12 protein-coding genes are annotated in these 11,434 nt (G+C 70.3%); 10 read left to right on the top strand and 2 right to left on the bottom strand.

Features of this window, described 5'->3' with window-relative positions; genetic code table 11:
* Positions 1–20: 20 nt before the first annotated feature.
* Complete coding sequence (locus tag VIB55_RS01005) at positions 21–1,058, bottom strand: inorganic phosphate transporter (protein WP_331874796.1); 1,038 nt, start codon at positions 1,056–1,058, stop codon at positions 21–23.
* Positions 1,059–1,065: 7 nt separating this feature from the next.
* Complete coding sequence (locus tag VIB55_RS01000; protein ID WP_331874795.1) at positions 1,066–1,677, bottom strand: DUF47 domain-containing protein; 612 nt, start codon at positions 1,675–1,677, stop codon at positions 1,066–1,068.
* Between the two features lie 253 nt (positions 1,678–1,930).
* On the opposite strand from VIB55_RS01000, the gene pstS reads away from it, so the two are divergent.
* The 10 genes from pstS to purH all read left to right on the top strand — a co-directional run bounded on the left by pstS (position 1,931) and on the right by purH (position 11,410).
* Entirely contained in the window at positions 1,931–3,025 is a 1,095-nt protein-coding gene (pstS, locus tag VIB55_RS00995; RefSeq protein WP_331874794.1) for a phosphate ABC transporter substrate-binding protein PstS, read from the top strand.
* A gap of 342 nt (positions 3,026–3,367) precedes the next feature.
* Positions 3,368–4,363: a phosphate ABC transporter permease subunit PstC gene (gene pstC, locus VIB55_RS00990; RefSeq protein WP_331874793.1), complete on the top strand. Its 996-nt coding sequence runs from the start codon at positions 3,368–3,370 to the stop codon at positions 4,361–4,363.
* Positions 4,364–4,383: 20 nt separating this feature from the next.
* Positions 4,384–5,265 carry a phosphate ABC transporter permease PstA gene (pstA, locus tag VIB55_RS00985; RefSeq protein ID WP_331874792.1) on the top strand — a complete coding sequence of 294 codons (882 nt, stop codon included), beginning with the start codon at positions 4,384–4,386 and terminating at the stop codon, positions 5,263–5,265.
* 67 nt (positions 5,266–5,332) lie between these two features.
* A complete protein-coding gene (gene pstB / locus VIB55_RS00980; RefSeq protein WP_349262977.1) occupies positions 5,333–6,121 on the top strand; it encodes a phosphate ABC transporter ATP-binding protein PstB in 789 nt (262 codons plus the stop codon).
* Positions 6,118–6,834 (top strand): phosphate signaling complex protein PhoU, encoded by a 717-nt coding sequence (phoU, locus tag VIB55_RS00975; protein WP_331023641.1) that lies wholly within the window; start codon positions 6,118–6,120, stop codon positions 6,832–6,834. The genes pstB and phoU overlap by 4 nt, the downstream gene beginning before the upstream one ends.
* Before the next feature lie 424 nt (positions 6,835–7,258).
* Positions 7,259–7,702 carry a peroxiredoxin gene (locus VIB55_RS00970; RefSeq protein WP_331874790.1) on the top strand — a complete coding sequence of 148 codons (444 nt, stop codon included), beginning with the start codon at positions 7,259–7,261 and terminating at the stop codon, positions 7,700–7,702.
* Positions 7,695–8,363: an MBL fold metallo-hydrolase gene (locus tag VIB55_RS00965; protein WP_331874789.1), complete on the top strand. Its 669-nt coding sequence runs from the start codon at positions 7,695–7,697 to the stop codon at positions 8,361–8,363. The genes VIB55_RS00970 and VIB55_RS00965 overlap by 8 nt, the downstream gene beginning before the upstream one ends.
* Before the next feature lie 16 nt (positions 8,364–8,379).
* Positions 8,380–8,988, top strand: coding sequence for a hypothetical protein (locus VIB55_RS00960; RefSeq protein ID WP_331874788.1), 609 nt, complete (start codon positions 8,380–8,382; stop codon positions 8,986–8,988).
* Positions 8,989–9,122: 134 nt separating this feature from the next.
* Positions 9,123–9,821, top strand: a complete 699-nt coding sequence (gene purN / locus VIB55_RS00955) for a phosphoribosylglycinamide formyltransferase (protein ID WP_331874787.1) — start codon at positions 9,123–9,125, stop codon at positions 9,819–9,821.
* 23 nt (positions 9,822–9,844) lie between these two features.
* Positions 9,845–11,410, top strand: coding sequence for a bifunctional phosphoribosylaminoimidazolecarboxamide formyltransferase/IMP cyclohydrolase (gene purH, locus VIB55_RS00950; protein ID WP_331874786.1), 1,566 nt, complete (start codon positions 9,845–9,847; stop codon positions 11,408–11,410).
* The last annotated feature ends 24 nt before the right edge of the window (positions 11,411–11,434 follow it).

Raw genomic sequence — 11,434 nt, 5'->3', positions numbered from 1 at the left:
AGCGGCGGGCGGGGCGCGACCTAGACTGGCGTGACCAGTCGCAGGAGCCAGAAGGATAACGCCGCCATCGTCGCCGCCGCTGGAATCGTGACGATCCACGCCCAGACGATGCGGCCGGCGAGCCCCCAGCGCACCGCCGAGAGCCGGTTCGTCGCCCCGACGCCGACGATGGCCCCCGTGATGGTGTGCGTGGTGCTCACCGGGATGCCGAAGTTGGTGGCGATCAGGATGCTCATGGCCCCGCCCGTCTCGGCGCAGAACCCGCCCACCGGCTTCAGCCGGGTGATGCGCGATCCCATGGTGTGCACGATCCGCCACCCGCCGAACAGCGTGCCGACGGAAAGGGCGCTGTAGGCGCACACCTCCACCCACAGCGGGATGGTTTCGGCGTCAGGCACGTACAGCAGGTGAAGGAACCCCGTCTCCCGCGCGAAGATGTGGTTCACCGACACCAGCAGCGAAACGATGATGCCCATCGTCTTCTGCGCGTCGTTGGCGCCGTGCGAAAGCGAGAAGAGCGCCGAGCTGGCCAGCTGCGCGCCCTTGAAGAACCGGTCCGCGGGGCCGCGCCGCACCCGGTGGAAGAGCCAGCTCACCAGCACCATCAGCCCGAAGCCCAGGAACATGCCGATCAGCGGCGAAAGCACGATGAACGCCAGCGTCTGGATCCACTTGGTGCCCCACTCGATGGCCCCCATCCCCGCCGCCGCCACGGCCGACCCCGCGTAGCCGCCGATCAGCGCGTGCGAGGAGCTGCTGGGCAGCCCGTACACCCAGGTGATCAGGTTCCAGATGATGGCCCCCGACAGGCCGCCCAGGATCACCGTGGGCGTAACCACGTCCAGGTCGATCATCCCCTTGCCGATGGCCTTGGCCACGGCCGTGCCCACGGTGAACAGGGCGACGAAGTTGAAGAACGCGGCCCACAGCACCGCCGGAAACGGCTTCAGCACGCGGGTGCCCACGACGGTGGCGATGGAGTTCGCCGAGTCGTGGAAGCCGTTGATGAAGTCGAACGCGAAGGCGACCAGGACGATCAGGACGACGTAGGTGACCACGGCGGCCCTACCCGTTCTTCAGGGCGATGCTTTCCAGCACGTTCGACACGTTGTCGCACTGGTCGATCGCGTCTTCGAGCTTGTCGTACAGCTCCATCCACTTGATCACTTCCAGCGGGTCGGGATGGCCCGAGAACAGCTCGCCCACGGCCTCGGCGTAGATGGCGTCGCCTTCTTCCTCCAGCGCCTTCAGAGCCCGGGTGTGGTCCAGCATCATCTTGGGCTTCTTCATGTTGCGCACGGCCGTCTCGATCTGGCTGGCCGCCCGCTTCAGCACGTCGGCCAGGCGGGCCGCGTGCACGGGGGCGGCCGTCAGGTGGAACATCTGCGCGCGGCGCACGGTGCCGTCCAGCAGGTCGATCACGTCGTCCAGCCGCGAGGTGAGCAGGTGGATGTCTTCGCGGTCCAGCGGCGTGATGAAGCTGCGGTCGATGCGAACGATCACGTCGTGGGTGATCTCGTCGGCCTCGTGCTCGCGCTTCTTGACCTCGGCTGCCAGCTCCGCGAGCCGCGCGGGCTCGGCGAACAGCTGCGCGACCAGGTCGGCGCACTCGCACAGCAGGCGCGCGAGGTCGTTGAACATCGGGAAGAACTTCTCGTCACGCGGAATCAGGCCCACGTCGTCCTCCAGAAAACTCGAGTTTTGTAACGGCAGCCGGCGGGTTCGCCGGATACCGCGCGTCCGCGGGCTGCCCAACGCGCCGCGTGCCGCCTCGCCAAAACCGGCCTGGGCCGGAATGGCTGCGGGATGTTACAACCGTTACGGCGCCGTTACAAGTGTCGTGATGCCATCTGTTACACTCGCGTTACGCTCGGCCGGTAGGTTCCGGCACGTCAGGTTTCTGTCCTGTCCCCAACCGGCCAGTGCACGGATGAAAAGAGTCAGCGGAACCATCGCCGCGTTGGCGGCGTTCGCCCTTTCGGCCTGCGGAGGCGGCGACGCCAGCCCCGCGGCCATGAAGCAGAAGGAGCAGTCGTCCGCCGCGGGCGGAACCGTCACCCTCACCGGCGCGGGTGCCTCGTTTCCGCGTCCCATCTACGACCGCTGGTTCGCGGACTACGCGGCCGCCAACCCGGTGCGGGTGAACTACCAGGCCATCGGCTCGGGCGGCGGCATCCGCCAGGTCACCGAGGGCACGGTGGACTTCGGCGCCTCCGACGCCCCGATGAGCCAGGAGGAGCTGGCCAAGGCCCCGGGAACCGTGCACGTGCCCACGGTCCTCGGAGCCGTGACCGTCGCCTACAACCTGCCCGGGCTCGCCCAGCCGCTGCGGCTGGACGGGGCGTCGCTGGCCGGCATCTTCGGCGGCACCATCAAGAAGTGGAACGATCCCGCCATCGCCGCGCTGAACCCGGGCGTGCAGCTGCCGGCTACGGACGTGATCCCGGTGCACCGCACCGACGGCAGCGGCACCACCTTCATCTTCACCGAGTACCTGGGTGCCGTCAGCCCGCAGTGGAAGCAGGGGGTGGGCGTGGGGAAGACGGTCAACTGGCCCGCCGGGCTGGGCGGCAAGGGCAACGAGGGAGTCACCGGGCAGGTGAAGCAGACGCCGGGCGCCGTGGGTTACGTGGAGCTGGCGTACGCGCGCGAGGGCAACCTGCCCACCGCCGCGCTGCGCAACGCCGCCGGGCAGTTCGTACAGCCTTCCGTCGAGGCCACCGCCGCCGCCGCCGAGAACCTGAAGCTCGGGGCAGATGGCGATCTCCGCGCCTCGCTGGTGAACCTGCCGGGCGCGCAGACCTATCCCATCGTGGCGTGGACGTACCTGCTGATCCCGCCGCAGATGCAGGACTGCACTAAGGCCCGCGCGCTCGCCGCCCTGGTCCGCTGGTCGCTCATCGAAGGCGCCGCCACCGCGCGCCAGCTTCACTACGCGCCGCTCCCCGACGCCGTGCGCGCGCCGGCACTGGCGGCGATGGATGGAGTGACCTGCGGGCCGAACAAGGAGCGGGTGGGGCAGTAACGGAGGGCAGCCAGGCCCGGTGCTCGGGCCGGCGCCCCCCATCCCCAGCCCTTCCCCCGCAAACTGCGCGGGGGAAGGGAGCCAGTCGAGTGAGCGGGGCCAGCCGGAGCCGAATCGAATTCTCCTCTCCCCCATGGGGTTTATGGGGGAGAGGCCGGGAGAGGGGGGCGGCCGAGGCATTCGCCACGGCCAGCCGAAGCCCGATCGAAGTTCTCCCCTCTCCGCACAGCAGTACCGTGCGGGGAGGGGCCGGGGGTGGGGCCAACACGAGCAGACAAACAACGCGAGGGCGCGGCGAGAATCCTCGCCGCACCCTCCTTCATCAGGACAAACAAGGAACGGATGCAACCCGTACCTGAACAGGCGAGCGCACTGGCAACAGGCCCCCGCCCGTTCGCATCGCGGCTGCTCCCGCGATACGCGCAGGGAAACGTCGCCGACCGCAGCTACGCGCTGGCGCTGGGCGCGTTCGGCCTGGCGATCCCCGTGCTCTTCGCGTTCATCGTCGTGCGCGTCGGCGTGGCCTCGTGGCCGGCCATCCAGCGCTTCGGCCTGGGCTTCGTCGGCGGGACCACGTGGGACCCGGTGGCCGGCCAGTTCGGCGCGCTGCCCTTCATCTTCGGCACGCTGGCCTCGTCGCTGCTCGCGCTGCTGATCGCCGTGCCGCTTTCCATCGGGCTGGCGATCTTCCTCACCGAGCTGGCGCCGCGCTGGCTCGCCGCGCCCATCGCTTTCGGCACCGAGCTGCTGGCGGCGATCCCCAGCGTGGTCTACGGCCTGTGGGCCATCTTCGTCCTGGTTCCCTGGCTGCGCACCAGCATCCAGGAGCCCGTCGCCAGCGCCATCGGAGACAGGGTGGGGCTGTTCGCCGGGCCGGCGTACGGAAGCAGCATCATGGCGGGCGGCGTCATCCTGGCCATCATGATCGTCCCCTTCATCTCCGCCGTGTCGCGCGAGGTGCTGGCCGCCGTGCCCGTCGCGCAGCGCGAGGCGGCGCTGGCCCTGGGCGCCACGCGTTGGGAGATGACCTGGCAGGTGGTGCTTCCCTACGCGGTGCCCGGGATCATCGGCGCCATCATCCTGGGGCTGGGCCGCGCGCTGGGCGAGACGATGGCCATCACCATGGTCATCGGGAACCGGGCCGAGGTGGCCACGTCGCTCTTCGCCCCCGGCGCCACGATGGCCAGCGTGCTCGCGAACGAGTTCGCCGAGGCCAGCGACGACCTTCACCTGGCGGCGCTGATGTCCATCGGCCTGCTGCTGTTCGGCATCACCATCGTGGTCAACTCCGTCGCGCGCTTCCTCGTTTGGCGCGTCAGCCTGCGGGGGGGCAAGTGAGCGGCCCCGCCATCGGACCCATGGCTCCCCCGCGGCACGCCGCCCCGCTGGACCCGCTGTCCTTCCGCGACCGGCGGCGGCGCATCTCCAGCCGCATCTGGCTGGCGCTGACCGGGGTGGCGGCGGCGCTCACCGTGCTGCCGCTGCTGCTGATCTTCTTCCACCTGCTGAGCGCCGGGCTGGGCTCGCTGAACCCCGAGTTCTTCACCAGCGTCCCCGCGCCGGTGGCCCAGCCGGGGGGCGGGGTGGGCAACGGCGTGCTGGGCACCTTTCTGCTCGTGGGCTTGGCGGGGGCCATGGGGCTGCCCGTGGCCATTGGCGCGGGCGTTTACCTGGCCGAGGCCGAGGGCGGGCCGATGGCGAACGGCATCCGCTTCATCACCGACGTGATGAACGGCATTCCGTCCATCGTCATCGGCATCTTCGTCTGGGCGTGGGTGGTCGTGGCGATGGGGGGCTTCAGTGCCTTCGCCGGCGGTGTCGCGCTCGCCATCATGCTGCTGCCGATGGTCACGCGGACCACGGAAGAGATGGTTCGCCTGGTGCCGCGCGAGATCAAGGAGGGCGCCCTGGCGCTGGGCTTCACCCGCTGGAGGACGACGCTGGGCGTCGTCCTTCCCGCGGCGCGCAGCGGCATTCTCACCGGCGTGCTGATCGCCCTGGCGCGCATCGCGGGCGAGACGGCGCCGCTGCTCTTCACCGCGTTCGGCAACCCGTTCTGGTCCGCCGGGCTGGGCGAGCCCATCGCCGCGCTTCCCGTGCAGATCTTCCAGTACGCCATCAGCCCGTTCGAAGAGCAGCACAAGCAGGCCTGGGCCGCGTCGCTGCTGCTGATCGCGCTGGTGCTGGCCATGAACCTGGCCGCGCGATTCCTGATCCGCAGCCCGTACCGGAGCCGCTGACATGCAAGACACTACCGTGCAGGCCCCCGTGCAGCGGGCGCCCGCGCTTCCCCCGAACGACGCCGCGATGCCCACGGAAACGCCCACCCCGGCCCCGGCCGAGCTGGCCATCCGCGCCGAGGACTTCTCGTTCTGGTACGGCGGCACCCGCGCGCTGAACGACATCACCCTGGAGATGCCGCAGAAGCGGGTGACGGCGCTGATCGGGCCGTCCGGATGCGGCAAGAGCACGTTCCTGCGGTCCATCAACCGCATGAACGACCTGATCCCCGGAATCCGCCACGACGGCGACATCACCCTCCGCGGCGAAAGCGTGTACCGCACCGGGCTCGACGTGGTGCAGCTGCGCAAGCGGGTGGGGATGGTGTTCCAGAAGAGCAACCCGTTCCCCAAGTCCATCTACGAGAACGTGGCGTACGGCGCGCGGGTGAACGGGCTGGCCAAGGGCCGCCGCGCGCTGGACGACCTGGTGGAGCACTCGCTGAAGCAGGCGGCGCTCTGGGACGAGGTGTCTGACCGGCTGGACCGCAGCGCGCTGGGGCTTTCCGGCGGGCAGCAGCAGCGGCTGTGCATTGCCCGGGCACTGGCCGTGCAGCCCGAGGTGCTGCTGATGGACGAGCCGGCCAGCGCGCTGGACCCCATCGCCACGCAAAAGATCGAGGAGCTGATCTACGAGCTGAAGGACCAGTACACCATCGTGATCGTGACCCACAACATGCAGCAGGCGGCGCGCGTGTCGGACTACACCGCCTTCTTCTACATGGGCTCGCTGGTGGAGATGGGGCGCACCAACACGCTGTTCACCAACCCGCGCGAAGAGCGCACCGAGGCCTACATCACGGGGAGGTTCGGATGAGCCCGACGCCGGGGTTCCGCCACTTCCACGAGGAACTGGCCAAGCTGAAGAACCAGCTTCTCGACATGTCGGGGCTGGCCGAAGACCTGGTCACCCGCTCGCTGCAGGCGCTGCGCGACCGCGACGGCGAACTGGCGCAGGAGGTCATCCGCCGCGACAACGACCTCGACGCCATGGAGGTGGCCGTCGACGACGCCTGCATCCACCTGCTGGCGCTGCAGCAGCCAATGGCGCGCGACCTTCGCCTGATCACCATGGCGATGAAGATCAGCAACGACCTGGAGCGCGTGGGAGACCACGCGGTGAACATCGCCGAGGCCGTGCGCCACCTGGCCGAGCAGCCCATCTACCTGGAGTTTCCGGAGATCGAGGAGATGGGGCGGCTGGCGACGGAGATGCTGTCGGACGCGCTCGACACCTTCGTCCGCGCCGACGCGGCGGGCGCGCGCGAGGTGTGCCGCCGCGACGACCGCGTGGACGCGCTGCACAACTCGCTCTTCCGCATCCTGCTGACGCACATGATGGAAGACCCGCGGCGCATCGGCGCGTCGATGTCGCTCTTCCTGGTCAGCCGCAACCTGGAGCGCATCGCCGACCTCGCGACGAACATCGCTGAGGACGTGGTGTTCCTGGTGGAGGGCCGCAGCATCAAGCACGGCGCCGAACGCTCCCCCGACGAGCGCCGCTCCGGCGGGGAGCGCCGCGCGAGCTGACCCGGCGGCGCGCTCGACGCGCGGGTTGACGCACGTTGTTCGGTCCGATATCTTTCTGGCGTGCCGAGAGCCTCGCGCTCAGGCATGCGCCCGCGCCGCAACGCGTTCCGGCCCGGCTTGCGCCTCGTGAGCCAAGTTTACAATCACGAGGCACGTATCACCCCGCCCATCGGCTCGATGGACGGGGTGATTTGTTTTGTTCCCCTACCGCTCCCAGATTTTCAATGCCGCCGGGTGCCCGGGCGCGGATGTCGGCTCTTATTTCGTCTACGACCTGCACAAGAGTCTACAAACGTAGACTCTTGTGCGATCCCGGTGGGCGTGATCGTCGGGTGGGCGCAGGCAAACGGTTTGCCTCGCCGCCCGCGCGCCGCCATCTTGCCGGTGCCGATTCGCGGCGCGGATGACAACGACGGAGGGGACGATGGCGGAAGGACTGCTGCCGGTGGGGAGCGAGGCGCCGGTGTTCACGGCGGAAACGACGGAGGGCGGGCGCGTCGCGCTGCCGGACTTCCGCGGGAAGCAGGCGGTGCTGCTGATGTTCTACCCGGAGGACGATACGCCCGGGTGCACCCGGCAGATGTGCACCGCGCGCGACGAGGGCTCGCGGTACGCCGCAGCCGGCATCGTCCGGTTCGGGGTGAACCCCGGCAGCCTTTCCAGCCATCGCGACTTCGTCAGCAAGTACGCACTGGACTTTCCCCTGATCGTGGACCAGGACGCCGAGATCGCATCCGCGTACGGCGTCCTGCGGGCGGGCGACGAGGTGGGGCGCGCGACGTACCTGATCGACCGCGACGGCCGCATCGCCTACGCGGCCGCCGGCGCGCACGGGGCCGACGAGGTGCTGGAGGCGCTGCGTGGCTGAGGGCCGCGGCGAGGTGGCGGTCCGCTCCTTCACCGGCGGCGCGTTCGCCCAGAACACCTACCTGGTGTACTGCGCCCGGACCCATGCCGGCATCCTGGTAGACCCGGGAGCCGCCACCGCCCAGGCGCTGCAGGCCGCGCGTGCAGCGGGGGTGACCATCGAGCAGATCGTGCTGACCCACGCCCACCTGGACCACGTGGAGGGCATCCCCGCGGCCCGGGCGGAGATCGACGCGCCCATCCTGCTGCATCCCGACGACCTGATGCTGTACGGGGCGGCCCCCACGCAGGCCTCGTGGTTCGGGATGCGGATGGACCCGCTGCCGCCCGTCGACGGAGAGCTGGCCCACGGCGGCTCCGTGACCTTCGGCGATTGCGAGATGGCGGTGCGCCTGGCGCCGGGACACGCGCCGGGGCACGTGATCCTGGTGGGCGACGGCGTGGCGATCGTGGGCGACGTGATCTTCAACGGCTCCATCGGCCGCACGGACCTTCCGGGGGGCGATCTTGGTACGCTGATGACGTCCATCCGCGAGCAGGTGCTGACGCTGCCGGACGAGACCACGCTGCACACCGGCCACGGCCCCGACACCACCGTGGGCCATGAGCGCCGCACGAACCCGTTCGTCACCGGCACGTACGGCGGCGGCGGGTTCGCCTGATCCACCGATCCCCCTGATGCGACCAGACATGCGTCGACTTCTCTTTGCCGCGGCGCTCCTGCTGGCCGCCCCGCTCCACGCCCAGGCCGTCCCGGTCGACACGCTCGCGCGAGACTCGGTCCGCGCGCCGGCGGATTCAGTGTGGGTGGTGGATGAGGAGCGCGTGGACGCGTATCTGGGTGACCTCGTCAGCATCGAGGGCGTGGCGTGGATCGCGGCGCTCGGGCTGTGGGACCACGTGCGTACCGAGCCTGACGAGTGGGGCGGCGGCGCCGATGCGCTGGCCGCGCGCATCCTGTCGCGAGGCGGCGGGCACGTGGTCCGCACGTCGGTCCGCCACGGGCTGGCGGCGGCGCTGGGACGCACGACGGAGTACCGCCCCTGCGGCTGCGACGGGCCGGAGCGGCGGATCGCGTACGCCATCACCGAAACGTTCACCGACTACGACGCGCAGGGCCGGCGGCGCCTTTCCACCCCCTTCCTCGCCGGCACCTACGCCGGCGCCCTCGCCCCGGTGCTCTGGCACCCTGACGCCGACGCCGCCGAAGCGCTCCAGTCCGGTACCATCTCGCTCGTGTGGGCCATCGCCAACAACATCCTGAACGAGCTCTGGACCTCCCCCTGAGTCCATCGACCGCCTCGGGGGCGTCGCCATCCCCTGGGGCAGTTTCGTCCCCGCTCGCCCGCCACTTCCGCTCGTTGACGGCCCCGGAGCCCCGGTCTACATTCGCCGCGCAATTTCCCGTTCCGGAGAGACACTTGCCCGATCCCGCACGCCTCGCCGTTCTCGCCAGCGGCGGTGGCAGCAACCTGCAGGCGCTGATCGACCGCTTTCACCGCGACCCGGGCACGGCCTCGGCGCGGGTGGAGCTGGTGGTCGGCAGCCGCGCGGGGATCGGCGCGCTGGCGCGGGCGGCGCGCGAGGGCGTGCCGCACGTGGCGCTGGATGCGCGGGATATCGGCGCCGAGGCATTCCGCGACCAATTGCTCGACGTTCTGGATGCGCACGCCATCGACCTCGTGGTTCTCGCCGGCTGGCTGACGCTGCTCCCGGCGGAGGTGGTGGCGCGCTACGCGGGGCGGATGATCAACGTGCATCCCGCGCTGCTGCCGGCCTTCGGAGGCCACGGAATGTACGGGATGCGCGTTCACCGCGCCGTCATCGCGGCGGGCGTGCGCGTTTCGGGCGCCACGGTGCACCTGGTGGACGAGCGCTACGACGAGGGGGCCATCCTCGCGCAGTGGCCCGTCCCCGTGCTCCCCGGCGACACGGCGGAAACGCTCGCCGCGCGCGTGCTGTCGGTGGAGCACCGCATCCTGCCGCTGACCGTCGCGGCGCTCACGGGGGGACGCACGGCCGCGAGTTCGACGGGTCCGCTGGCGTTCGACCTGGTGCCTTCGCTGATCCCCGTCGACGGCTCCATCGCCCGAACGATGCACCTGCCCGACGGGCACTGATCCAGATCCAGAGGACCAACGAAATGCCGCGGGCACTGCTCAGCGTATCCGACAAGACGGGCGTGGTGGACCTTGCCCGCGAGCTTCACGGGCGGGGCTGGACCCTGCTTTCCACAGGCGGCACCGCGCGCACGCTCCGCGATGCAGGGCTGCCCGTCACCGAAGTCAGCGAGGTCACGGGCCACCCGGAGATGATGGACGGGCGGGTGAAGACGCTGCACCCCGCCGTCCACGCCGGCCTGCTGGGCCGCCGCGGCCACGAGGATGACGCGGCGCAGATGCAGGCGCATGGCTACGAGCCCATCGACCTCGTCGCGGTCAACCTCTACCCCTTCCGCGAGACCGTCGCCCGGCCCGACGCTACGCTCGACGAGGCGATCGAGAACATCGACATTGGCGGGCCGTCCATGCTGCGCTCCGCCGCCAAGAACCACGCCGGCGTCTGGGTGGTCATCGACCCGGCCGACTACCCCCGCGTGCTCGCCGCGATCGACGCCGGGGGCGACGGGCTGCCGCTGCGCCGCGAGCTGGCGGCAAAGGTCTACGCGCACACCTCGGACTACGACCGCGCCATCACGGAGTACCTGGCCCGGACGATGGCGGGAGAGGACGGGGCATCGGCGGATGCGTTCCCGTCTGCCGTCCAGGTGCGGCTGACGAAGGTGCAGGACCTTCGCTACGGCGAGAACCCCGACCAGCCCGCCGCGTTCTACCGCGAGGAGGGCGCGGCCGGGGGACTCGCGGAGCTGCGGCAGATCCACGGCAAGGAGCTGTCGTTCAACAACCTGCTGGACGTGGACGGCGCCCTGCTGGCCATCTCGGCGTGGGAGGGCAGCGGCTTGGCGGCGTGCGCCATCATCAAGCACACCACGCCGTGCGGCATCGCCGTGGGTGCGGATGCGCCCGAGGCCTACCGCAAGGCGCTGATGACGGACCCCACCAGCGCGTTCGGCTCGGTGATCGCCTTCAACGTTCCCGTGACGGAAGAAGCGGCCGTGCTGCTGCGCCCCAACTTCGTGGAGGCCATCGTTGCACCCTCCTTCGTGGAGGCGGGCCTGCGGCTGCTGACGGAAAAGAAGAACCTGCGCCTGCTCGAGATCCCGCGCCTCGCATCCGACGCAGGCGAGCTGGACTGGAAGCGCGTGCGCGGAGGATTCGTGGCGCAGACGCGGCTGGGGATGGGCTTTCCCGAGGACGGCTGGCGCGTGGTCACGCAGCGGCACCCGTCGGCGGGCGAGATGGACGACCTGCGCTTCGCCTGGCGCGCCGTGGCGTCCGTGAAATCGAACGCGATCCTCCTCGCGCGCGGCGGGATGGCGCTGGGGATCGGGGCGGGGCAGATGAGCCGCGTGGATTCGTCGCGCATCGCGGTGATGAAGGCGCGCGACAACGTGTTCGACCTCCAGGGCGCGGCGCTGGCCTCGGACGCGTTCTTCCCCTTCCGCGACGGTGTGGATGCCGCGGCCGAAGCGGGGGTGCGCGCCATCATCCAGCCCGGCGGCTCCGTGCGCGATGCCGAGGTAATCGCCGCGGCGGACGAGCACGGCATCGCGATGGTGTTCACCGGGCGCAGGCTGTTCCGGCACTGAGGGCCTCACCCGGCCGCGCTGACG

The organism is Longimicrobium sp., from assembly GCF_036554565.1.
Lineage (GTDB): Bacteria > Gemmatimonadota > Gemmatimonadetes > Longimicrobiales > Longimicrobiaceae > Longimicrobium.
The sequence above is the reverse complement of the archived record's forward strand: the minus strand, read 5'-3'. Positions and strand labels throughout refer to the sequence as shown.

Bases quoted from the DNA above. Each gene is read 5' to 3' on its own strand.
- pstB (WP_349262977.1), top strand. From the start codon at position 5,333: ATGCCCACGGAAACGCCCACCCCGGCCCCGGCCGAGCTGGCCATCCGC.
- pstA (WP_331874792.1), top strand. From the start codon at position 4,384: ATGGCTCCCCCGCGGCACGCCGCCCCGCTGGACCCGCTGTCCTTCCGC.
- VIB55_RS00960 (WP_331874788.1), top strand. From the start codon at position 8,380: ATGCGACCAGACATGCGTCGACTTCTCTTTGCCGCGGCGCTCCTGCTG.
- phoU (WP_331023641.1), top strand. From the start codon at position 6,118: ATGAGCCCGACGCCGGGGTTCCGCCACTTCCACGAGGAACTGGCCAAG.
- purH (WP_331874786.1), top strand. From the start codon at position 9,845: ATGCCGCGGGCACTGCTCAGCGTATCCGACAAGACGGGCGTGGTGGAC.
- pstS (WP_331874794.1), top strand. From the start codon at position 1,931: ATGAAAAGAGTCAGCGGAACCATCGCCGCGTTGGCGGCGTTCGCCCTT.
- VIB55_RS00970 (WP_331874790.1), top strand. From the start codon at position 7,259: ATGGCGGAAGGACTGCTGCCGGTGGGGAGCGAGGCGCCGGTGTTCACG.
- pstC (WP_331874793.1), top strand. From the start codon at position 3,368: ATGCAACCCGTACCTGAACAGGCGAGCGCACTGGCAACAGGCCCCCGC.